The 22,782-nt window shown below is 59.3% G+C and carries 22 protein-coding genes; 17 read left to right on the plus strand and 5 right to left on the minus strand.

Annotation, left to right across the window (positions count from 1 at the left end):
- Window positions 1–98: 98 nt before the first annotated feature.
- The 9 genes from CKW16_RS22790 to CKW16_RS22835 all read left to right on the plus strand — a co-directional run bounded on the left by CKW16_RS22790 (window position 99) and on the right by CKW16_RS22835 (window position 10,849).
- Window positions 99–830 (plus strand): response regulator, encoded by a 732-nt coding sequence (locus CKW16_RS22790; RefSeq protein ID WP_008155851.1) that lies wholly within the window; start codon window positions 99–101, stop codon window positions 828–830.
- The gene (locus tag CKW16_RS22795) at window positions 820–2,289 is read left to right on the plus strand and encodes an ATP-binding protein (protein ID WP_095130840.1); all 1,470 of its coding nucleotides are present in this window, start codon (window positions 820–822) and stop codon (window positions 2,287–2,289) included. Before CKW16_RS22790 ends, CKW16_RS22795 begins: the two co-directional genes overlap by 11 nt.
- Before the next feature lie 235 nt (window positions 2,290–2,524).
- Window positions 2,525–3,784 (plus strand): AGE family epimerase/isomerase, encoded by a 1,260-nt coding sequence (locus CKW16_RS22800; protein ID WP_095130841.1) that lies wholly within the window; start codon window positions 2,525–2,527, stop codon window positions 3,782–3,784.
- A gap of 117 nt (window positions 3,785–3,901) precedes the next feature.
- Window positions 3,902–5,209: an ABC transporter substrate-binding protein gene (locus CKW16_RS22805; protein WP_095130843.1), complete on the plus strand. Its 1,308-nt coding sequence runs from the start codon at window positions 3,902–3,904 to the stop codon at window positions 5,207–5,209.
- A 173-nt stretch (window positions 5,210–5,382) separates the two neighbouring features.
- Entirely contained in the window at window positions 5,383–6,291 is a 909-nt protein-coding gene (locus CKW16_RS22810) for a carbohydrate ABC transporter permease (RefSeq protein ID WP_007902369.1), read from the plus strand.
- Window positions 6,284–7,129, plus strand: coding sequence for a carbohydrate ABC transporter permease (locus CKW16_RS22815; protein WP_008155862.1), 846 nt, complete (start codon window positions 6,284–6,286; stop codon window positions 7,127–7,129). The genes CKW16_RS22810 and CKW16_RS22815 overlap by 8 nt, the downstream gene beginning before the upstream one ends.
- Before the next feature lie 4 nt (window positions 7,130–7,133).
- Window positions 7,134–8,294: an ABC transporter ATP-binding protein gene (locus CKW16_RS22820; RefSeq protein ID WP_095130845.1), complete on the plus strand. Its 1,161-nt coding sequence runs from the start codon at window positions 7,134–7,136 to the stop codon at window positions 8,292–8,294.
- Between the two features lie 194 nt (window positions 8,295–8,488).
- Window positions 8,489–9,835, plus strand: coding sequence for a carbohydrate porin (locus CKW16_RS22830; protein ID WP_095130849.1), 1,347 nt, complete (start codon window positions 8,489–8,491; stop codon window positions 9,833–9,835).
- Window positions 9,836–9,943: 108 nt separating this feature from the next.
- Window positions 9,944–10,849 (plus strand): D-hexose-6-phosphate mutarotase, encoded by a 906-nt coding sequence (locus tag CKW16_RS22835; RefSeq protein ID WP_095130851.1) that lies wholly within the window; start codon window positions 9,944–9,946, stop codon window positions 10,847–10,849.
- 55 nt (window positions 10,850–10,904) lie between these two features.
- Here CKW16_RS22835 and CKW16_RS22840 read toward each other — a convergent pair whose 3' ends face one another.
- The gene (locus tag CKW16_RS22840) at window positions 10,905–11,765 is read right to left on the minus strand and encodes a MurR/RpiR family transcriptional regulator (protein ID WP_173667542.1); all 861 of its coding nucleotides are present in this window, start codon (window positions 11,763–11,765) and stop codon (window positions 10,905–10,907) included.
- Between the two features lie 239 nt (window positions 11,766–12,004).
- On the opposite strand from CKW16_RS22840, the gene zwf reads away from it, so the two are divergent.
- The 4 genes from zwf to CKW16_RS22865 all read left to right on the plus strand — a co-directional run bounded on the left by zwf (window position 12,005) and on the right by CKW16_RS22865 (window position 15,920).
- Window positions 12,005–13,474 carry a glucose-6-phosphate dehydrogenase gene (gene zwf, locus CKW16_RS22845; RefSeq protein WP_008151108.1) on the plus strand — a complete coding sequence of 490 codons (1,470 nt, stop codon included), beginning with the start codon at window positions 12,005–12,007 and terminating at the stop codon, window positions 13,472–13,474.
- Window positions 13,461–14,174, plus strand: a complete 714-nt coding sequence (gene pgl / locus CKW16_RS22850) for a 6-phosphogluconolactonase (protein WP_095130852.1) — start codon at window positions 13,461–13,463, stop codon at window positions 14,172–14,174. Before zwf ends, pgl begins: the two co-directional genes overlap by 14 nt.
- Window positions 14,175–14,191: 17 nt before the next feature.
- On the plus strand, window positions 14,192–14,857 hold the full coding sequence (locus CKW16_RS22855; RefSeq protein ID WP_008151112.1) for a bifunctional 4-hydroxy-2-oxoglutarate aldolase/2-dehydro-3-deoxy-phosphogluconate aldolase: 666 nt from the start codon (window positions 14,192–14,194) through the stop codon (window positions 14,855–14,857).
- Window positions 14,858–15,194: 337 nt separating this feature from the next.
- Entirely contained in the window at window positions 15,195–15,920 is a 726-nt protein-coding gene (locus CKW16_RS22865; protein WP_095130856.1) for an intradiol ring-cleavage dioxygenase, read from the plus strand.
- A gap of 2 nt (window positions 15,921–15,922) precedes the next feature.
- Here the strand turns inward: CKW16_RS22865 and CKW16_RS22870 are convergent, their stop codons facing one another.
- Together CKW16_RS22870 and CKW16_RS22875 are read right to left on the minus strand one after the other, a co-directional pair.
- Window positions 15,923–17,104, minus strand: coding sequence for an aminotransferase class V-fold PLP-dependent enzyme (locus tag CKW16_RS22870; RefSeq protein ID WP_095130858.1), 1,182 nt, complete (start codon window positions 17,102–17,104; stop codon window positions 15,923–15,925).
- Between the two features lie 36 nt (window positions 17,105–17,140).
- Window positions 17,141–17,377 (minus strand): DUF3820 family protein, encoded by a 237-nt coding sequence (locus CKW16_RS22875; RefSeq protein ID WP_007949456.1) that lies wholly within the window; start codon window positions 17,375–17,377, stop codon window positions 17,141–17,143.
- Between the two features lie 203 nt (window positions 17,378–17,580).
- On the opposite strand from CKW16_RS22875, the gene CKW16_RS22880 reads away from it, so the two are divergent.
- The 3 genes from CKW16_RS22880 (at window position 17,581) to CKW16_RS32940 (ending at window position 18,685) form a co-directional block, all read left to right on the plus strand.
- A complete protein-coding gene (locus tag CKW16_RS22880; RefSeq protein WP_095130860.1) occupies window positions 17,581–18,048 on the plus strand; it encodes a PA2169 family four-helix-bundle protein in 468 nt (155 codons plus the stop codon).
- Between the two features lie 78 nt (window positions 18,049–18,126).
- Window positions 18,127–18,255 carry a hypothetical protein gene (locus CKW16_RS32690; RefSeq protein WP_256580538.1) on the plus strand — a complete coding sequence of 43 codons (129 nt, stop codon included), beginning with the start codon at window positions 18,127–18,129 and terminating at the stop codon, window positions 18,253–18,255.
- Between the two features lie 259 nt (window positions 18,256–18,514).
- Entirely contained in the window at window positions 18,515–18,685 is a 171-nt protein-coding gene (locus tag CKW16_RS32940; RefSeq protein ID WP_371918048.1) for a hypothetical protein, read from the plus strand.
- Between the two features lie 478 nt (window positions 18,686–19,163).
- Here CKW16_RS32940 and CKW16_RS22890 read toward each other — a convergent pair whose 3' ends face one another.
- Together CKW16_RS22890 and CKW16_RS22895 are read right to left on the minus strand one after the other, a co-directional pair.
- A complete protein-coding gene (locus tag CKW16_RS22890) occupies window positions 19,164–19,634 on the minus strand; it encodes a MaoC family dehydratase (protein ID WP_095130864.1) in 471 nt (156 codons plus the stop codon).
- A gap of 40 nt (window positions 19,635–19,674) precedes the next feature.
- Entirely contained in the window at window positions 19,675–20,619 is a 945-nt protein-coding gene (locus CKW16_RS22895; RefSeq protein ID WP_095130866.1) for an alpha/beta hydrolase, read from the minus strand.
- Window positions 20,620–20,861: 242 nt separating this feature from the next.
- Between CKW16_RS22895 and fadD2 the strand changes: the two genes are divergently transcribed.
- Entirely contained in the window at window positions 20,862–22,550 is a 1,689-nt protein-coding gene (fadD2, locus tag CKW16_RS22900) for a long-chain-fatty-acid--CoA ligase FadD2 (protein WP_095130868.1), read from the plus strand.
- Window positions 22,551–22,782: the final 232 nt, after the last annotated feature.

Raw genomic sequence — 22,782 nt, forward strand, 5'->3', positions numbered from 1 at the left:
GGAGCCGAGCTTGCTCGCGATGGGGCCATGACAGACAACATAGATTTACGCACGATCAGGCATAATCCGCCCAATTCAAACAACAAGGACGCCGCCCCGTGAGCTCAGTCAACAAGTCGATTTTGTTGGTCGATGACGATCAAGAGATACGCGAGTTGCTGGACACCTACCTGACCCGCGCCGGCTTCCAGGTTCGTACCACGCCTGACGGTGCAGGCTTTCGTCAGGCGATGAACGAGGCACCGAGCGATCTGGTGATCCTCGACGTGATGCTGCCGGACGAAGACGGCTTCAGCCTCTGCCGCTGGATCCGTCAGCACCCGCGTCAGGCGCAGGTGCCAATCATCATGCTCACGGCCAGTTCCGACGAGGCCGACCGCGTCATCGGTCTGGAATTGGGCGCCGACGATTACCTTGGCAAACCCTTCAGCCCGCGTGAATTACAGGCGCGCATCAAAGCCTTGTTGCGTCGCGCGCAGTTCGGCCAGGAACGTTCCGGCAGCGAAGTGCTGGCCTTCGATGACTGGCGGCTGGACATGGTCAGCCATCGCCTGTTCCACATCGACGGCGAAGAAGTGATTCTCTCCGGCGCCGATTTCGCGCTGCTGAAACTGTTCCTCGATCACCCCCAGGAAATCCTCGATCGCGACACCATCGGCAACGCCACCCGTGGCCGCGATTTGATGCCGCTGGATCGCATCGTCGACATGGCCGTCAGCCGATTGCGCCAGCGCCTGCGCGACACCGAAAAACCACCGCGGCTGATCCGTACCGTGCGCGGCAGCGGCTACCAACTGGCCGCCAATGTGGTTGCCAGCAATGGCCACTGAGTTTTTCCGCAAGCTCGCCGCACGGATTCCCGTGCCGCGTTCGCTGCTCGGGCGGATGTTGCTGCTGACGCTGTTGGCGGTGTTGTTCGCCCAGACGCTGTCGAGCGTGATCTGGGTCTCGCAATTGCGCGCCACGCAGCTTGAAGGCCTGGTCACCAGCGCCCGTAGCCTTGCTCATTCGATGACCGCCAGCGTCAGTTACTTCCGCTCTCTGCCGGTCGCGTTTCGGCCATTGGTACTCGACCAGTTGCGCAGCATGGGCGGCACCCGTTTTGTGGTGACGCTCAACGACAAACCCTTGGGCATGGAAGTGCTGCCAATCACCCCGCGCAAGGAAGCCGTGCTCAAAGCGGTGGACGAAGTGTTGCGTCAGTCCCTGGGTCAGGACACGGATATCTCGGTGACGTTCGTCAGCCCCGAAGACCTGCGGATCTTCAACGGTGGTCTGAAACTCGATGAATTGCCTCGCTCCTGGGCGCACTACGCGCTGACTCTGGAGCCGGTAAACCCGCCGGTATTGGTCACGCAAATCCAGATGGCACCGGGCGAGTGGCTGTACATCGCCTCGCTGTTGCCCGAGCCCTACACCAGTCTTGAAGAACAAGGCCTGCCGGCACAACAGGTCTGGTTCATCGTGCTCACCAGCGGCTTTTTGCTGTTGTTCATTGGCCTGCTGGTGCACTGGCAGAGCCGGCCGCTCAAGCGTTTGGCGCGGGCAGCACGGGACATGTCCCTCGGCGCGGAAGTCGAACCCGTGGCGGAGGGCGGCGGCAGTGAAGTGGTCGAAGTCGGCCGCGCCTTCAATGCGATGCGCGAACGTATCAGCCGTTACCTGACCGAGCGCAGCCAGTTGTTCAGCGCGATTTCCCATGACCTGCGCACACCGATTACCCGCTTGCGGTTGCGGGTTGAATTGCTCGAGGACGAAACGCTGCAAGCCAAGTTCGGTCGTGATCTGGATGAGTTGGAGCTGCTGGTCAAAGGCGCGCTGCAATGCGTGAAAGACACCGACATCCACGAAAACATCGAGCCGGTGGACCTCAATCACGTGCTTGATTGTCTGGTGGAGCCGTATCTGGCGCCCAACGGCAATGGTCGCGTTACTCAGCAAGGGCGTGCGCTGGCGGCGTATCCGGGGAAGCCGCTGGCGCTCAAGCGTTGCATCGGCAACCTGATCGACAATGCCTTGAAGTATGGGCAGAAAGCGCATTTGCACATTGATGACGACCAGAGTGCGTTCATCCTGCATGTGGACGATGAAGGGCCGGGCGTGCCGGAACAGCGGATGGAGCAGGTGTTCGAACCGCATTTCCGCCTGGCCGGGCAGCAGCAGGGTTATGGGTTGGGGTTGGGGATTGCGCGAAATATTGCGCATAGCCATGGCGGCGAAGTGAGCCTGCAAAACCTGCGTGAAGGCGGGTTGCGGGTGACGTTGCACTTGCCGCGCAGTGTTGATTAGTGAGACTGCGTTATCGTTCTTCGCGAGCAAGCCCGCTCCCACATTTGGCCGAGTTCATTCAGATGGAATGCATTCAAATGTGGGAGCGGGCTTGCTCGCGAAGACGTCAGACCATTCAGCACATTCATCCAGTCAAATGTCACAAGTCGGTGACATAACTCGCCCCCTTCGTTACAAGCCCGCCACCGCCCGTTGTTTAGACTGCCCCCAGTCATAACAACAAAAAAGGCACCCCATGGACACCTTCCAACCCGCGTTCAGCAGTTGGCTGAACGCACCCGCCCATCAGCACTGGCTCGCCGCCGAAGGCCTGCGCCTGCTGGCGTTTGCCAAGGCTTCGAAGCTTCCCGAAGGTTTCGGCAATCTTGATGAAAAGGGCTGCCTTCCGGTCAGCGCCCACGCCGAAACCATGAACACCGCGCGCATGACCCACAGCTTCGCCATGGCCCATATTCAGGGCTTGCCGGGTTTCGCCGAGCTGGTGGATCACGGCATCAAAGCCCTCAGCGGTCCATTGCGTGACGCCGAACACGGTGGCTGGTTCGCTGCCCCCGAGCATCGCGACGACAACACCGACAAAGCGGCTTACCTGCACGCCTTCGTTGCCTTGGCCGCCAGTTCTGCGGTCGTCGCTCAGCGTCCCGGCGCGCAGGCCTTGCTCGACGATGCCATCCACATCATCGACACGCATTTCTGGTGCGAGGAGGAGGGCGCGATGCGTGAATCCTTCAACCGCGACTGGAGTGAAGAGGAAAGCTATCGCGGTGCCAACAGCAACATGCACGCCACCGAAGCCTTTCTCGCGTTGGCCGATGTCACCGAAGAGAACCGCTGGCTGTGCCGCGCGCAGCGCATCGTCGAGCGCGTCATCCACGGTCACGCCGCTGCCAACGATTACCTGGTGGTCGAGCATTTCGACCGCGACTGGCAGCCGCTTCGCGACTACAACCACGACAACCCGGCCGATGGTTTTCGCCCCTACGGCACCACGCCGGGCCACGGTTTCGAATGGGCCCGGCTGATGCTGCATCTTGAAGCTGCGCGGGTTAAGGCCGGGATGCTCACGCCGGGCTGGCTCGCCACCGACGCGCAGAAACTCTTCGACCACAACTGCCGTCACGGCTGGGATGTCGACGGGGCGCCGGGGATTGTTTACACCCTCGACTGGGACAATCGCGCCGTGGTTCGCCATCGTCTGCACTGGACCCATTGCGAAGCCAGCGCCGCCGCCAGTGCGCTGCTTAAACGCACAGGCGATGCGCAATACGAAAGCTGGTACCGACTTTTTTGGGAATTCTGCGACAGCCATTTCATCGACCGCGAAAGCGGCAGCTGGCGCCACGAGCTCGATCCGCAGAACCGTCCGAGCGCCGATATCTGGGCTGGTAAGCCTGATCTTTATCACGCCTGGCAAGCCGTATTGATCCCGCGATTGCCTCTGGCGCCAAGCATGGCGACTGCCCTGGCACAGTTATCCCAGAGCGCTCCTGTGTAACCATGTGGTGACATTCGAACGTCCCTTCGTTACCTGCGAGGGGATCACTCCTGTTTAAAATCCTATGCAGCGCAAGCACCAGACTTGCATGCATAACAACAAGAAAGGTACTACTAGATGAATGCGATTTCTCGCCTCGCTACTGTCATTTCTCTCGCCTCACTGCTTCCTCTGTCTGCATTCCCGCTGAGTACGCTTGCTGCCGATTCCAAAGGTTCGGTGGAAGTCGTTCACTGGTGGACCTCTGGTGGTGAAAAGGCTGCGGTCGATGTTCTGAAGGCCCAAGTCGAAAAAGACGGCTTCACCTGGAAGGACGGCGCAGTCGCCGGTGGCGGCGGTTCCACTGCCATGACCGTACTCAAAAGCCGCGCCGTCGCCGGTAACCCGCCGGGCGTTGCACAGATCAAAGGTCCGGATATCCAGGAGTGGGGCAGCACTGGCCTGCTCAGCACCGATACCCTGAAAGACGTTGCCAAGTCCGAAGGCTGGGATGGCCTGCTGTCGAAGAAAGTCTCCGACACCGTCAAGTACGAAGGTGACTACGTCGCCGTGCCGGTGAACATTCACCGCGTCAACTGGCTGTGGATCAACCCGGAAGTCTTCAAGAAAGCCGGGATCGAAAAAGCTCCTACTACCCTCGAAGAATTCTATGCCGCTGGCGACAAGCTGAAAGCCGCAGGCTTCATCGCGCTTGCCCACGGTGGCCAGCCTTGGCAGGACAGCACCGTGTTTGAAGACGTGGTGCTCTCGGTCATGGGCGCGGACGGTTACAAGAAAGCCCTGGTAAACCTGGATCAGAAAACCCTCTCGGGCGCCGAGATGACCAAGTCGTTCACCGAGCTGAAAAAACTCACTGGCTACATGGACCCGAATCGCGCCGGTCGTGACTGGAACATCGCGGCCGCCGAAGTCATCAACGGCAAGGCCGGTATGCAGATGATGGGCGACTGGGCCAAGAGCGAATGGACCGCTGCCAAGAAAGTAGCGGGCAAGGACTACCAGTGCGTGCCGTTCCCGGGCACTGAAAAAGCCTTCACCTACAACATCGACTCGATGGCTGTGTTCAAGCTCAAAGCCGATCGCAAAGGCGACATCGCCGCTCAGCAAGACCTGGCCAAGGTCGCCCTGGGTAAAGACTTCCAGAAAGTCTTCAGCATCAACAAAGGCTCGATCCCGGTACGTACCGACATGCTTAACGACATGAGCGGTCTGGGCTTCGATTCCTGCGCTCAAGCGGCTGCCAAGGATTTCCTTGCAGACGAGAAGACTGGCGGCCTGCAACCGAGCATGGCGCACAACATGGCCACTTCCCTGGCCGTGCAGGGCGCGATCTTCGATGTGGTGACCAACTTCATGAACGACAAGAACGCTGACCCGGCCAAGGCCAGTGCCCAACTGGCATCGGCCGTCAAAGCCGCCCAGTAATCCCTGACGCCGCGTGACCCTGTGTGGGAGCGGGCTTGCTCGCGAAGACGGACTGACATTCAACATTGATGTCGACTGACACACCGCTTTCGCGAGCAAGTCGGAGCGCCGAACCGCCGCTCCCACAAGGGATCGCCGTGCCGATTCCATTTCTCTTCACCTGGATTATCCCGATGAGCTCTGTGGCGGTTTTCAGCAAAGCCTCACCGTTCGACGCACTGCAGCGCTGGCTCCCCAAACTGGTTTTGGCGCCAAGCATGCTGATCGTCCTGGTTGGTTTTTACGGTTACATCATCTGGACATTCGTTCTGTCCTTCACCAATTCCAGCTTCATGCCGAGCTACAAATGGGTCGGTCTGCAGCAATACATCCGCCTGATGGACAACGATCGCTGGTGGGTCGCAAGCAAAAACCTCGCGGTCTTCGGCGGCATGTTCATCGGCATCAGCCTGGTGCTGGGGGTGTTCCTGGCGGTGCTGCTGGATCAGCGCATTCGCAAGGAAGGCTTCATCCGCACCGTTTACCTGTACCCGATGGCGCTCTCGATGATCGTCACCGGTACCGCGTGGAAATGGCTGCTCAACCCAGGCCTGGGCCTGGACAAAATGCTGCGTGACTGGGGCTGGGAAGGCTTCCGTCTCGACTGGCTGGTGGATCAGGATCGCGTGGTGTATTGCCTGGTGATCGCAGCCGTGTGGCAAGCCTCCGGGTTTGTGATGGCGATGTTCCTGGCCGGCCTGCGTGGTGTCGATCAATCGATCATCCGTGCCGCGCAAGTCGATGGTGCGAGCCTGCCGACCATCTACCTGAAGATCGTGTTGCCGAGCCTGCGCCCGGTGTTCTTCAGCGCCTTCATGATCCTCGCGCACATCGCGATCAAGAGCTTCGACCTGGTGGCGGCAATGACCGCTGGCGGCCCGGGCTACTCGTCTGACCTGCCCGCGATGTTCATGTATTCCTTCACCTTCAGCCGTGGCCAGATGGGCATAGGTTCGGCGAGCGCCATGATGATGCTCGGCGCGATCCTGGCGATTCTGGTGCCGTACCTGTACTCCGAATTGCGAGGCAAACGCCATGAGTAATCAACTCGGAAAACCGGCGATCAGCTTCAGCCGCATTGCGATCTACGCAACCTTGTTGCTGGCCGCCGCGATCTACCTGATCCCGCTGGTGGTGATGCTGCTGACCAGTTTCAAATCCCCGGAAGACATCCGCACCGGCAACCTGCTGAGCTGGCCGCAAGTGATTGACGGCATCGGCTGGATCAAAGCCTGGGACGTTGTCGGCGGCTACTTCTGGAACTCGGTGAAAATCACCGTGCCGGCGGTCCTGATCTCCACCTTCATCGGTGCCATGAACGGTTACGTGCTGTCGATGTGGCGCTTCCGGGGTTCGCAACTGTTCTTCGGTCTGCTGCTGTTCGGCTGCTTCCTGCCGTTCCAGACCGTGTTGCTGCCAGCCTCGTTCACCCTCGGCAAGTTCGGCCTGGCCAACACCACCACTGGTTTGGTGCTGGTGCACGTGGTCTACGGCCTGGCGTTCACCACGCTGTTCTTCCGCAACTACTACGTGAGCATTCCGGATGCACTGGTCAAGGCTGCACGCCTTGATGGCGCAGGCTTCTTCACGATTTTCTGGAAGATCCTGCTGCCGATGTCGATCCCGATCGTGATGGTCTGCCTGATCTGGCAGTTCACCCAAATCTGGAATGACTTCCTGTTCGGCGTGGTCTTCGCCAGTGGCGATGCCCAGCCAATTACCGTGGCCCTGAACAACCTGGTCAACACCAGCACCGGGGCCAAGGAATACAACGTTGATATGGCCGCCGCGATGATCGCCGGGCTGCCGACACTGCTGGTCTACATATTCGCTGGCAAGTATTTCCTGCGTGGGCTGACGTCCGGCGCGGTCAAGGGGTAGAACAATGGCAACTCTCGAATTACGCAACGTCAACAAGACCTACGGCGCCGGTTTGCCGGACACCCTGAAAAACATCGAACTGAAGATCGATGACGGTGAGTTCCTGATTCTGGTCGGCCCGTCGGGCTGCGGTAAATCCACCTTGATGAACTGCATCGCCGGTCTGGAAAACATCAGCGGCGGCGCGATCCTGGTGGATGACGCCGACATCAGCGGCATGAGCCCCAAAGATCGCGACATCGCCATGGTGTTCCAGTCCTACGCGCTCTACCCGACGATGAGCGTGCGCGACAACATCGCGTTCGGTTTGAAGATTCGCAAAATGCCGGCGGCCGAAATCGACGAAGAGGTCGCTCGGGTTTCCAAGCTGTTGCAGATCGAACACCTGCTCAGCCGCAAGCCCGGCCAGCTCTCCGGTGGCCAGCAGCAGCGCGTGGCGATGGGCCGTGCCCTGGCGCGGCGGCCGAAGATTTACCTGTTCGACGAACCGCTGTCCAACCTCGACGCCAAGCTGCGCGTCGAGATGCGCACCGAAATGAAACTGATGCACCAGCGCCTGAAAACCACCACGGTCTACGTGACCCACGACCAGATCGAAGCCATGACCCTGGGCGACAAAGTGGCGGTGATGAAGGACGGGATCATTCAGCAATTCGGCACGCCGAAAGACATCTACAACAACCCGGCCAACCTGTTCGTGGCGAGCTTCATCGGTTCGCCACCGATGAACTTCATCCCGCTGCGTTTGCAGCGCAAGGACGGTCGTCTGGTGGCGCTGCTTGATAGTGGTCAGGCGCGTTGCGAATTGCCGTTGGGCATGCAGGACGCCGGTCTTGAAGACCGCGAAGTGATCCTCGGCATGCGCCCTGAGCAGATCGTGTTGGCGGGCAGCGAGCCGAATGGTTTGCCGATCATTCGCGCCGAAGTCCAGGTCACTGAGCCGACCGGTCCCGACACCCTGGTGTTCGTCAATCTCAACGAAACCAAAGTCTGCTGCCGTCTGGCGCCGGACGTTGCACCGGCCGTGGGCGAGACCCTGACCCTGCAATTCGATCCATCGAAAGTGCTGCTGTTCGATGCCAAGACCGGTGAACGCCTGGGGGTGGCCGGTCAGCCGCAAGCCGAAACACGGGCTGCCAACGTCACCCAATTCAAAGGCCGCTGAAGATCAAAAATGTGGGAGCGGGCTTGCTCGCGAAAGCGGTGTAACAGTCGGCATCTCCGTTGGATATCAGACCGCATTCGCGAGCAAGCCCGCTCCCACAGGGGGAGTCCGTGGCGGGCGGTCTGTCGCCCGTCGCAACCGATGTCACCGCGTTAAATAAAAACAGTTAATAACAATAAAACGAGGATGTAGGGATGAAGAACAACAACAACGCTCAGCTTATCTGCCAGTTGTCAGCCGTTGCGGCAATGATGCTGGCCGGTAGTGTGCACGCGGCTGACGCGTTCAGCGCCGATTCCGAATGGATGACCGGTGATTGGGGTGGCGAGCGGACCAGGCTGATCGAGCAGGGTATCGACATCAAGATGGACTACGTCGGTGAAGTGGGCGCCAACCTCCACGGCGGCTACAACGACGACAAGACTGCGCGTTACGCCGACCAGTTTGGTCTGGGCGTGGCGCTGGACCTGCAAAAACTGTGGGGCTGGGATAACACCCAGGCCAAGATCCAGCTCACCAACCGTAACGGTGAGAACATCTCCAATGACCGTGTTGGCGACCCGCGTGCCGGCACCTTGAGTTCGTCCCAGGAAGTCTACGGCCGTGGCCATATGGTCCGTCTGACCCAATTGTGGATCAAGCACCAGTTCCTCGACGGTAAACTGGACGTCAAGGCCGGTTACTTTGGCGAAGGCGAGGACTTCAACACCTTCCCGTGCGAGTTCCAGAACCTGGCATTCTGCGGTTCCCAAGCGGGTAACTGGGCGACCAACATCTGGTACAACTGGCCGGTCATGCAGGCTGCGGTCCGCGTGAAGTACAACATCTCGCCTGAGTTCTATGCGCAGATCGGCGCGTACAACCAGAACCCTTCGCAACTGGAGCACGGTAACGGCTTCAAGCTCAGCGGCAGTGGTACCGAGGGCACGGTCTTGCCAGTCGAACTGGTCTGGTTGCCGAACCCTGGCAACCTGCCGGGCGAATACCGTGTCGGTTACTACAAAAGCACGGCCAATGCCGATGACGTCCGCAAGGATGCCGACGGCAATGATGCAGCAACCAGCGGTAACGCCTATCGCAGCCACGATAGCAAGCACGGTTACTGGTTCGTGGCGCAGCAACAACTCACCAGCCATAACGGTGACGCGTCCCGCGGTCTGAACATCGCAGCCAACGCCACTTTCCACGACAAGGACACCAACTTCGTCGACAACTACCAGTCGCTGATGTTTGTGTACAAGGGCCCGTTCGATGCACGTCCAAAAGATGACATGGGTATCGGTTTCGCCCGTATCCACGTCAACGATGACGTGAAGAAAAACGCCGAGCTGGTCAACGCCTCCAATGGTGTTACCGAATACGAGGATCCACTGTTCTCGCCGCTGCGTAGCACCGAGTACAACTACGAGATCAACTACGGCTTCCACGTTACCAACTGGCTGACCGTGCGTCCTAACCTGCAATACATCACTCACCCGGGTGGTGTTGATGAAGTCGACAACGCGCTGGTCGCCGGCCTGAAAATTCAGTCGGTGTTCTAACGCTGTTGCGATAAGCTCCTCTCCATGTGCGCATTTTTGCGGACAGCCCAGGCTGTCCGCTTTTTTTTGGGGGCTGCGCACCCCGGGTGATTTTCAGGACCGTGGCACATGCATGAGCATCCGCTACAACGCTTCTTCAAATCCTTGCGCGAACGTCCGGTGTTTGCGTGGGAGCGCTATCAGAAGCGCGACGTGCTGGTGATCGACCATCCGCTGTGTCAGGCGGTGTTCAGTCGGCAGGGTGCGCAGTTGCTGCACTTCCAGCCAAAGGGCCAGAAACCCTGGCTTTGGTGCGCGGCGAAGTGGCCGCAGGTCGGCGCGATTCGTGGCGGCGTTCCGGTGTGCTGGCCGTGGTATGGCCGTCATCCGAGCGAAAACGCCTGGCCGTCCCATGGCTGGGCACGACTGATCGACTGGAAGCTGCTGGACAGCAGCAGTGACGACGATGGCGTGCGCTTACACTGGCAACTTCAGTTGTGCGACTGGCAAGTGGACCTGCGCGCGCACTTGGGCGAACGCATGGATTTACGCCTGAGCACCGAGCATCAGGACAGCCTGCCGTGTCAATTGAGTCAGGCGTTGCATGCTTATTGGCGTATTGGTGATGTCGGTGAGGTAGCGCTGTCTGGTCTCGACGGGGCGCAGGGTTACGACCAGTTGAACCGTCAGATTTGTCATCAGGAAGGCGAATTGCGGGTAGAGGGTGGCTGTCAGCGGGTGTTCCAGCATGACGGCGAATTACAGATCAAGGACCACGCCTGGCAGCGCGAGTTGTGCATCGATACCGGTGACCGTGCGGACACGGTGGTCTGGCATCCGGGCTCACGGCCATTGCTGGGGGTGAGCTGGAATGAAATTTCCGAGTTTGTGTGTGTGGAAGCGGCGAGCGGCGGGACCGATAGCCTGAGCCTGGCACCGGGGGAGAGGGCGCATTTGAGTTTGCAGGCAAGGGTTGGGGGGATCGTTCCCACGCTCTGCGTGGGAATGCCTCAAGGGACGCTCCGCGTCCAGTGACGCGGAGCGTCACGGGCTGCATTCCCACGCAGAGCGTGGGAACGATCGGCGTGGGTTAATTAAACTCATCCCCAATCGGATACCGACTGGCATTCAAGCTTTCCTTGATCTTGCGCAAATGCGGCTGGAAATCCACACCTCGGCGCAAAGTCATGCCAGTGGCGAGCACGTCCAGCACGGTCAGCTGAATGATCCGCGACGTCATCGGCATATAGATGTCGGTGTCTTCCGGCAGCGGAATGTTCAGGCTCAACGTGCTGGCCTTGGCCAGTGGCGAACCCTCGGCCGTCAGGCCCAGCACCGAAGCGCCGTTTTCCCGGGCAATACGCGCCACTTCCACCAGTTCGCGGGTACGGCCGGTGTAGGAAATGATCACGAACAACTCGCCGGTGTGCGCCACCGACGCAATCATGCGCTGCATCAGCACGTCCGCATGGGCGGTGACCGCCAGGTTGAAGCGGAAGAACTTGTGCTGCGCATCCAGCGCCACCGGGGCCGAGGCGCCGAGGCCGAAGAAGTGGATCTGCCGGGCCTGGATCAACAGGTCGACGGCGCGGCTGATCAGGTTCGGGTCAAGCGCCTGCAACGCACTGTCCAAAGAGGCGATGGCACTGCCGAAAATCTTTTTGGTATAGGCTTCCGGATTGTCGTCAGCCTCGACCGCACGGCTGACATACGCCGCGCCACTGGCCAGGCTCTGAGCCAATTGAAGCTTGAGTTCCGGGTAGCCGCTGACGCCGAACGAACGGCAGAAACGGTTGACCGTCGGCTCGCTGACTTTAGAGGCCTGGGCGAGGGCGGCGATGCTGAAGCGGGTGGCCTGCTCTGGGTTGAGCAGGATTACTTCGGCGACTTTGCGTTCCGCCTTGTTCAGGTCTTCAAGGCGATTCTGGATCTGTTCCAGTAAATTTCGCACGCGGTCCATATATGTTCCTTAGCTCTGCAAACATGAGAGCAATGCAAATAAGGGCCCCGGCTATGCAAATTGGGACTTTGATCGGGCCCGTAACGGTGGCCTATCCTACTGATGGCTCCGACCGTCCACCACTCGGAATCTGTATTTTGCGAAAATGTTGTGGTTATTACTACATTTTCCCTTGAGTGATGCCTTAAAAAAAGGTATTTGTAGCTTAACTTGATAAAAGAACAAACATCATGCCTTCGATTACGGTTGAACCGTGCACCTTTGCCTTGTTCGGCGCCCTCGGCGATCTGGCCCTGCGCAAGCTGTTTCCTGCCCTTTATCAGCTCGATGGCGCAGGCCTTTTGCACGAGGACACGCGAATTATCGCGCTGGCCCGTGAGCCTGGCAGCGAGCAGCAGCATTTGGCGTTCATCGCCTCAGAGCTGCGCCGCTACGTCGTCGCCAAAGAGCTGGACGAAGCCGTGGTCGAACGCTTCCTGGCCCGCCTGAGTTACCTGCACGTCGACTTCCTCAAGGCTGACGATTACGTCGCCCTGGCCGAAATGGCTGGCAGCGCCCAGCGGGTGATTGCCTACTTCGCGACTCCGGCCGCCGTTTACGGCGCGATCTGCGAGAACCTGTCGAAAGTCGGTTTGACCGAAAACACCCGCGTGGTGCTGGAAAAACCCATCGGTTCGGACCTGGAATCCTCGCGCAAGGTTAACGACGCCGTGGCGCAGTTCTTCCCGGAGAACCGCACCTACCGCATCGACCACTACCTGGGCAAAGAAACCGTCCAGAACCTGATCGCCCTGCGTTTCGCCAACAGCCTGTTCGAAACCCAGTGGAACCAGAATTATATCTCCCACGTGGAAATCACCGTGGCCGAGAAAGTCGGGATCGAAGGTCGCTGGGGTTACTTCGACAAGGCCGGCCAGCTGCGGGACATGATCCAGAATCACCTGCTGCAACTGCTTTGCCTGATCGCCATGGACCCGCCGGCCGACCTGTCCGCCGACAGCATCCGTGACGAGAAAGTCAAAGTGCTCAAGGCGCTGGCGCCGATCAGCCCGGAAGGCCTGACCACTCAGGTTGTGCGCGGTCAGTACATCGCCGGTTACAGCGAAGGCAAATCGGTTCCCGGTTACCTGGAAGAGCCGAACTCCAACACCCAGAGCGACACCGAAACCTTCGTTGCGCTGCGTGCCGATATCCGCAACTGGCGTTGGGCCGGTGTGCCGTTTTACCTGCGTACCGGCAAGCGCATGCCGCAGAAGTTGTCGCAGATCGTCATCCACTTCAAGGAACCGTCCCACTACATCTTCGCTCCCGAGCAGCGCCTGCAAATCAGCAACAAGCTGATTATCCGCCTGCAACCGGACGAAGGCATTTCCTTGCGCGTGATGACCAAAGAACAAGGCCTGGACAAGGGCATGCAGCTGCGCAGCGGTCCGTTGCAGCTGAATTTTTCCGACACTTATCGCAGCGCACGGATTCCCGATGCCTACGAGCGGTTGTTGCTGGAAGTGATGCGCGGCAATCAGAACCTGTTTGTCCGTAAAGATGAAATCGAAGCCGCGTGGAAGTGGTGTGACCAGTTGATCGCCGGGTGGAAAAAATCCGGTGATGCGCCCAAGCCGTACGCGGCCGGGTCCTGGGGGCCGATGAGCTCCATTGCTCTGATTACGCGGGATGGGAGGTCGTGGTATGGCGATATCTGAATTGAAACTGCCTCAGGGCGTCAGCGCCCATGCGTTCAAAAGCCCGGTGCTGCTGGCCGAAGGCCTGGCGTTGAATGTGGCCAAGCAACTGAGTGACGCGATCGACGCGCGCGGCACTGCGACCTTGGTGGTTTCCGGTGGACGCAGCCCGGTGGCGTTTTTCCAACACCTGGCCAAGCAGACGCTGGACTGGTCGAACGTGGTGGTCACCCTGGCCGACGAGCGCTGGGTGCCGGTTGAACACGCCGACAGCAATGCCGGTCTGCTCAAGCGTTACCTGTTGCAAGGTCCGGCGGCCAAGGCTCAGTTCCTGAGTCTGTACAGCGCCACTGCCAACCTTGAACTGGCGGCCGAGCAGGCGGATCGCTTGCTCGCGGAATTGCCGTCGATCGACGTGTTGATACTCGGCATGGGCGACGACGGTCACACCGCGTCGCTGTTCCCCAACAGCCCGAACCTGAGCGATGCCTTGAAAGCCGACGGCACACGTCGTTGCTACCCGATGCTGGCGCCGACCGTGCCGCATCAGCGCCTGACCATGAGCCGCGCGCTTCTGGCCTCGGCCAAGACCACCGTTCTATCGATTTCCGGTCAGTCCAAGCTGACCACCTTGAGTGCCGCATTGGCCGGTGACGATGTCGCCGCCATGCCGATTCGCGCGTTTCTGCAACCTACGTTAGAGATTTACTGGTGCCCATGAGCCAAGGAACAGCCGCTATGACAACCCCATCCCCGACCGTTTCCATGGCGGACAAAGTTGCCCTGATCGACAGCCTCTGCGCCAAGGCGCGGATCCTGCCGGTGATCACCATCGCTCGCGAGCAGGACATTCTGCCGCTGGCCGACGCCCTCGCGGCCGGTGGCCTGACAGCCCTGGAAGTGACCTTGCGTTCACAGTTCGGCCTCAAGGCTATCCAGATTCTGCGCGAGCAACGCCCGGAACTGGTGACCGGTGCTGGCACTGTGCTGGATCGCAACATGCTGGCGGCTGCCGAAGCGGCCGGTTCGCAGTTCATCGTCACGCCGGGCATCACCCGTGACCTGCTGGAAGCCAGCGTCAACAGCCCGATTCCGCTGTTGCCAGGCATCAGCAACGCCTCCGGCATCATGGAAGGCTACGGTCTGGGTTATCGCCGCTTCAAGCTGTTCCCGGCGGAAGTCAGTGGCGGCGTTGCGGCCATCAAGGCCCTCGGCGGCCCGTTCGGCGAAGTGAAATTCTGCCCGACTGGCGGCGTCAGCCCGGCCAACATCAAGAGCTACATGGCGTTGAAAAACGTGATGTGCGTGGGCGGTAGCTGGATGCTTGATCCTGAGTGGATCAAGAACGGCGACTGGGCCCGCATTCAGGAATGCACCGCCGAGGCATTGGCGCTGCTGGACTGATCGGCTTTTACCAAACACTTCGTTGTGTGTTCTACGGCTTTACGGTGCGCTTGGTCGGTGCACCGTTTTTTTTTGCCCGATGAAAACCCCTCTTGGCTGTCGACTCGCTCTTTGTAGCAGCTGCCGAGCCTGCGAGGCTGCGTTCGGCTGCGTAGCAGTCGTAAAACCAGAGATTGCGGTACGTCAGGCAGACCGCGTAAGCCGGATTCACGACTGCTACGCAGCCGAACGCAGCCTTCGGCAGCTGCTACAGATCGACATCATGCGATACATAGTTACCGCATCTCGCTGCTCGTCCAGCGTTAACCTGCGTTCATCTTATGGAAGAGAGAACGTCATGGAAGACAACACTCCGGTTTCACCCTCACCCGCGGTTTACCTGCTTTCACCCGAACAGATCGCCGGTCCCTATTTCCGAAATCCAAAATTGATCAGACGGAACATCAGCGAAGGGATGGATGGCATCCCCTTGGTGCTGAGGCTGGCGATTGTCGATGCCATGACCGGTCAACCGGTGACTGACGCGTTGGTGGATATCTGGCACTGCAACGCACGCGGTGCGTATTCGGGTTGGAGCAAGGTCAATCCGGACAAGGAAGTCGACGTCGGCGACATAGGCTCGATCCCACGAACCGACGACGACACTTACCTGCGTGGCGGACAATTCACGGACAAGAACGGCATCGTGCGGTTTACCACGATCTATCCGGGGTTCTACGCCGGCCGTGCCCTGCACATTCACGTCGTCGTACGCATTATGGAAGGCAACAACTACCTGGAAGAGAGGCATGTTGCCTGGGTCGGTCAGCTCTACTTTCCCGAGGTGGCCTCGCGCTCGGTACTCAACGCCAGGGAGTACCGCGGTCGATCCGTCTCGCCACTGACCAACGATCAAGACTTTTTCTATGAAAGCATGGACGGCGAAGCCTCGACCCTGAACGTTCACACCCTGGGCCGAGATTCGAAAGAAGACGGCTTTTTCGGGCGCATGACCATCGCTATCGACACCTTCGCGGTGTCGACGCAGATCAAGCCCGAGGACTTCGACAAATACACCGTGTGACGTCAGCGCAGCTCGGTCAGCGCCCGGGCCAGCAAATCCATGTCTGCAGCCGTGGTGGTGAGCCCCGGCGTTATGCGAATGCACGGACCACTCGCGGCACCACTGCGCGCCACGGTAAACAGGTTGTAGTCCTTGAGCAGCCGCTCGACCATCGCCTGTTGATCGGCATGCCGGGTAAAGCGCATCGAGGTGATGCCGCAATACAGTCGCGGGTCGTCCGGGGTCATGACTTCGATCCCCGGCAACTCGCGTACCGCGCGCACCCAGCGGTTGCGCAGGTAATTGAGCCGAGAGCCCTTGGCGGCGGAACCGCCCATGGCCCGATGCTCCTCGAACACCAGCGGCAGGGTCAGCAGCGCCGGGATGTTGGGCGTGCTGTACGGCGTGCGGGCGCGAATGTCGGTGACCGGGAAATGCATCTCGCCCATGTCCGGGTCGATATCGGTCAGGCGCTCGGGGGCGATGTAAATGAAGCCCAGAGTCAGCGGTGCACCGATCCATTTGTGCAGGTTGTAGCCAGCAAAGGCGATGCCCAGTTCCTCGAGATTGAACTCGAGCTGGCCGAGCGCATGGGCGCCGTCGAGGATCACGTCGATGCCATGTTCCCTGGCGGCTGCGGCAATGGCCTGCACCGGCATCACCAACCCCGAGCGATGGGTGACGTGGGTCAGGGCCATCAGTTTGAGTCGTGGATAACGCACGAAGGCTTCGCGGTAAGTGGCCAGCAAACTGTCGAAACTGGCGGGGTGCGGGTGTTCGATCTCGATCACCTCGACGCCGCGATGACGTGCCAGCCAGCGCATGGCCCCTTTGACCGTGTCGTATTCCAGATCACAGATCAGCACCTGATCGCCCGGCGTCAGACGGTTGTAGTTGCGGATCAGCGATTGCAGACCGTCCGAAGCGTTGCGGGTGAAGGCGACAGCGTCGGCGGGTACGCCCACCAGCTCGGCGAGCTGTTTGCGAATCTCCAGGCTTTCGCCCTGTTCGAAGCGTTGTCGCACATGCACCGAGTTGCTGCGGTTGATCAGTTCGATGTTGCGCTGATACTCCTCGACCACCGTGCGCGACATGCGCCCGAAGTACCCGTTTTCGAGGTTGATCGGGCCGGGTTCAACCGCATATCGGTCGGCAAAGGTTCGCCAGAAGGCTTCGTCACGGGCACGGCGGGTGTTATCGGGCATGGGCTACTCAATCAGGGGCCAGGTATGGGTGTCGGGTCAATGGCGAGGGGCGGGTTTGCCATGTTTGGCGCGTAGCGGTTCGAGCAGCTCCGACAAGCCGTTGTGATCGATTTCCTGCATCAAGGCCAGCAAGCCGCCGAGTTCGCCATGGGGGAAACCTTCCCGAGCGAACCAGTTCAGGTATTGGCCGGGGAGGTCGGCAATGATTCGGCCCTTGTACTTGCCGAAGGGCATTTCACGGGTAATCAACAGTTCGAGCTTTTCAGGGTTCATCAATCAGTCGTCTTGATTCAAACAGTCTGGAAAATACAGGCATTCTGCATGCAGGCCAAATGACAGATCATGCAAAAAAAGCGGATACAGATTTCGCGTTAAACGATAAGCGATTGAAATATAAGTAGTAAGTAGTCAGTTCCAAGCTGGCATGCAGGGTGCAAGACCTATTGCATCTTTCATTAACCGCGAGGAATTGAAAAATGACCGACATGAATAAAGAAGCCATCTCTGTACTCAACGACCTGATTGAAACCAGCAAAGACGGTCAGGAAGGGTTCAAGACTTGCGCTGAAGACATCAAACACCCTGAACTCAAAACCCTGTTCGTTCAGCGCTCCGCCGACTGCGCTGCTGCCGCTGCCGAGCTGCAGGCCACTGTGCGTTCCCTGGGCGGTGATCCGGAAACCTCCACCAGCGTCAGCGGCGATATGCACCGTCGCTGGGTCGACGTGAAGGCGATGTTCACTGGCAAGGATGAAGAGGCAGTGCTGAACGAAGCCGAACGTGGTGAAGACCACGCGCTGAAGGCTTACAAGGACGCACTGGAAAAAATCAACAAGGACAACCTGGTGAGCATTCGTGACATCGTTGAACGCCAGTATCACGGCGTACAACGTAACCACGATCAGGTGAAAGCCCTGCGTAATCAGGCTCGCGCACGCTCATAAGCGTTCGTTATCTGTCAAAAACGCCAGCCAGCCCTGGCGTTTTTTTGTGTTCGGCATTTAACGCTGGACGGAATATACGTGCCCATCACTTTGCAGGCCTTGTTCGCACCTGACCGCCGCGCCTTGCAGTTCGCGATCAAGACTTTGATCGGCGGAGAACTGGCGCTGCAGAGCGTCACTAGTGGGGGTGAATTCTGGACAGCGTAATGGCTACTTAGTAGCATTCGCCGCATACGGATCTTTCTCCTGCACGTCGATCGACGTGGGTCAATCAAGGAATCGAAATGCACGACTTCACCCATGGCGATAAAACCGTTTCTTTCACTGTCTTGAGCGGTGAAGTGGTGGGCAGCGAAAAACTCAGCGAGACCCGCGTGACATCCACGGGCGGCGTTCATGTGAACGGTAACGATGGTGATGTGACGCCTGTGCGCATCAGTTCTGTTTCGATCATCAATCATGAGTTCTGGGTCAGAACCCCGGACGGCGTCGAGCACGATGTAAAGCTGCGCGGCGTGGACATTCCTTTGCGCACAGGTCAGGAAATCTCTTTGATCAGTGCCTTGAAGAAGGATGGTTCGCCGCTGCACACCATTTTGCAAAACCACACGGCGTCCAAGCGCTGGGTGCTGCGTGACGCGAACGCGCTGAATACCGAGTTGGAGCTGTCGCCCTTTAACTGGAAGACGGTGCTGATCGTGCTTGGATTGTGCGTCGCCGGTCTTGCTACAGCCGGGCTAGGCTTCCTGGCGGCGACGGGCTATTTTTGCTACGCGTGGTATCAGGGCTCCCAGCGCAAGAAACTGCTGATTAGCGATTTGAACGCCTACATCGAGAAGCTGGACAATCGGGTCGCCAGTCGCGGCCAGGCGCCAAGCCCTGTTCAAATTGAAAGCCCGGTCCAGGCTGAAATCTCTTTCCAGGTCGAAAGTCCTGCACCGGCGCAACCCCCTGCCGAGACTGAAAGCCCTAAGCTGAACAGTGAGAGCGTGCGCAGGGCGTTATCGCGCAATCTCTGATTTGGCTCAGAGGCAGCAAGGGGGAGCAAGCTCCCCCTTCAGTTTTTCCCGGACACCAGTGACGCGGAGCCTGGGAGCGATCAGCGGACTTGCAAATCAGCCGATGCTGATCGCCGGCAGGGTAGGCAACGTCACCGTCTGCTGCTTACGCGGCGCCAGAATCTCCGCCTCGCCATCCACTACCAATTCATCGCGCTGGTTAAACACGCGAGTGGCAATCCGCACACGAAACTTCGGCAGCTTCTCGAGAATCTCCAGACGCACGGTCAGCGTGTCGCCAATCTTCACCGGCTTCTGAAAGCTCATCTGCTGACCGATATAGATAGTCCCCGGCCCAGGCAACTCGCAGGCAACGGCAGCGCTGATCAGCGCACCGCTGAACATGCCGTGAGCGATGCGTTCCTTGAACATGGTGCCGGCGGCGAATTCAGCGTCCAGGTGCACCGGGTTGTGATCGCCGGACATCTCGGCGAACAACTGAATGTCGCGCTCTTCGACCGTCTTGCTGTAGCTGGCGGTCTGGCCGACTTCAAGGGCCTCGTAAGGGGTGTTGGTAACCTGGGTCATCTGTTTCAATTCCTGTCACGAATAAATAAATTCAAAAAAACTATTCCGATCTGGGCGGTCGACGGTGGCTCAGCGCCTGGGCGATCCAGCTCAACACGTCATTGATCACTTCATCGCGGTTGCTCTCGTTGAACAGTTCATGCCGTGCCTGCGGGTAAATAGTCAGTTGCAGGCTTTGGCTGCCGGCCGCGCGTAGCGCATGGGCCAGATCTTTCAGACGCTTGCCTTCGCTCACCGGATCACATTCACCGCCGATGACCAGCAACGGCAGGCCCGGATCAATCTGAGCGAGATTGGACGCTTTGCTGATTTGCTGCAACCCACCGAGCAAATCGATCCACAGCTGATTGGTGCAGCGAAAGCCGCAGAGCGGGTCGTTGGCGTACAGGTCGACCTCCGCCGGGTCGCGGCTGAGCCAGTCGAACTTAGTGCGCGCCGGTTTGAATTTTTTGTTGAACGAACCGAACGACAACCATTCGATCAGCGCACTGCGACCCTTCGGGCCCTGGCGCAAACGTTCTAACCGCGCAATCTGCCGCGCCGCGCGATAGAGCGCCACCGGTTGGAAGTTCGACCCGCAGAGAATGGCACCGTGCAGGCTGGCGCTGTGGTGCAGCAGATAGGCCTGGGCGATGTAGCTGCCCATGCTGTGACCGAGCAGCACGATTGGCGCGCCGGGATGTTGTTGGCCGATGTGCTGGTTGAGGCTCGCCAGGTCGCCGACCACCTTGCACCAACCGTCATCGTCGGCGAAATGGCCCAGTGTCCCGTTTTCGGCAGTTTTGCCATGTCCACGCAGGTCCGGCGCATACACACCGTAGCCCTGATCACAGAGTTTTTCCGCCAGACGGGCGTAGCGGCCACTGTGTTCCGCCATGCCATGGGCCAGCAGAATCACTGCTTTTAAAGGCGCGGCGGGCAGCCACTGGTTGACGAAGAGGCGGCTGCGGTCACTCGCGGTCAGCCAGAAAGTGTCGTGGATCATGGCGGTTCCTTTGCGCTTGGTCGTTGCATTGTATAGCGCATCCATAGCGTGCCGTCTGATCAGGCCACGCCGTGGCAGCAAGATTCACGCGATCAATGTCGACCGTGCGCATATTTGCCTGATTCGCCATAGCTGCTAGTGTCCGTGAAGCTCCGTTTTTCGCTTTTTCTGCTTTTTGAGGGATAAGAGAGGAAGGACAGAAAAACGGCCCCGGATAGGTTCAGGTAAAGAGGACAAGAATAATGCAACCTGATTTCTGGAATGACAAACGCCCGGCCGGCGTGCCCCTGGACATCGATCAAGGGGCCTATAAGTCGGTGATCGAGGTGTTCGAGCGTTCCTGCAAGAAATTTGCTGACCGCCCGGCATTCAGCAACATGGGCGTCACCCTGACCTACGCCGAACTGGAACGCTACAGCGCAGCGTTCGCCGGTTACCTGCAAGCCCACACCGACCTGGTGCCGGGGGATCGGATTGCGGTGCAGATGCCCAACGTCCTGCATTACCCGATTGCCGTGTTCGGTGCCTTGCGCGCCGGGCTGATCGTGGTCAACACCAACCCGCTGTACACCGCGCGGGAGATGCGTCATCAGTTCAAGGACTCCGGTGCCCGGGCGCTGATTTACCTGAACATGTTCGGGCAGAAAGTCCAGGAAGTGCTGCCCGACACCGACATCCAGTACCTGATCGAAGCGAAAATGGGCGACCTGATGCCCACCGCCAAGGGCTGGCTGGTCAATACGATGGTGAGTAAGGTCAAGAAGATGGTCCCGGCGTACTCCTTGCCGCAGGCCACTTCCTTCAAGAGCGCGCTGAGTCTGGGCCGGGGCCTGGGCATCAAGCCGCTGAAAGTCGGGCTCGACGACATTGCCGTGCTGCAATACACCGGCGGCACCACCGGCCTGGCCAAGGGCGCGATGCTGACCCACGGCAACCTGGTAGCCAACATGCAGCAAGTGCGGGCGTGCCTGGAGCAGTTCGGTAATGACGGCCAACCGCTGTTGCGCGAAGGGCAAGAGGTCATGGTCGCGCCGCTGCCGCTGTACCACATCTATGCCTTCACGGCGAACTGCATGTGCATGATGGTGTCGGGCAACCACAACGTGCTGATCACCAATCCGCGAGACATCAAGGGCTTCATCAAGGAGCTGAAGAACTGGCGGTTCTCGGCGTTGCTGGGACTCAACACGCTGTTCGTTGCGCTGATGGACCACCCGGATTTCAAGACCCTGGATTTCTCCAGCCTGAAACTCACCAACTCTGGCGGCACCGCGCTGGTCAAGGCCACGGCCGAGCGCTGGGAACAGCTCACCGGTTGCCGCATCACCGAAGGTTACGGCCTGACCGAAACCTCGCCGGTGGCCTGCACCAACCCGTACGGCGACAAGTCGCGGCTCGGTACAGTCGGCCTGCCGGTGCCGGGCACCACGCTGAAAGTCATCAACGATGAAGGCGTCGAGCAGCCGCTGGGCGAGCGCGGCGAACTGTGCATCAAGGGCCCGCAGATCATGAAGGGTTACTGGCAGAAACCCGAAGCCACCGCCGAAGTGCTGGATGCCGAGGGCTGGTTCAAGTCGGGCGACATCGCGGTGATCGACCCGGACGGTTTTGTGCGCATCGTCGATCGCAAGAAAGACATGATCATCGTCTCGGGCTTCAACGTGTACCCGAACGAGATCGAAGACGTGGTCATGGCTCACCCGAAAGTCGCCAACTGCGCGGTGATCGGTGTGCCGGACGAGCGGTCGGGGGAGGCGGTGAAGCTGTTTGTGGTGGCCCGTGAAACGGGTGTCAGCCTTGAAGAGCTGAAGGCTTACTGCAAGGAAAACTTCACGGCGTACAAAGTGCCCAAGCACATCGTCTTGCGTGAGTCGTTGCCGATGACCCCGGTTGGGAAAATTCTGCGGCGGGAGTTGCGGGATATTGCTTGATCTTTGAATGGCCGCGCTTCGCGCGGATCGCGGGCAAGCCATGCTCCTACGGGTTCGATGTCGTTCACATGTTTTGTGAACACCACTGAACCTGTAGGAGCATGGCTTGCCCGCGATGCTTTTAAAGGGCGAAAGGCCCGGTTTTACGAGGCTTTCAAGGTCGTATAGAATTTTTGCTCTAAAATGACCGCTTGCTACTCTTGAGTCATTAAAGTGACTGTAGAGGCTTCTT

Origin of the sequence: Pseudomonas sp. Irchel s3h14, from assembly GCF_900187425.1 — a bacterium.
In the GTDB taxonomy this organism is placed as follows: Bacteria; Pseudomonadota; Gammaproteobacteria; order Pseudomonadales; family Pseudomonadaceae; genus Aquipseudomonas.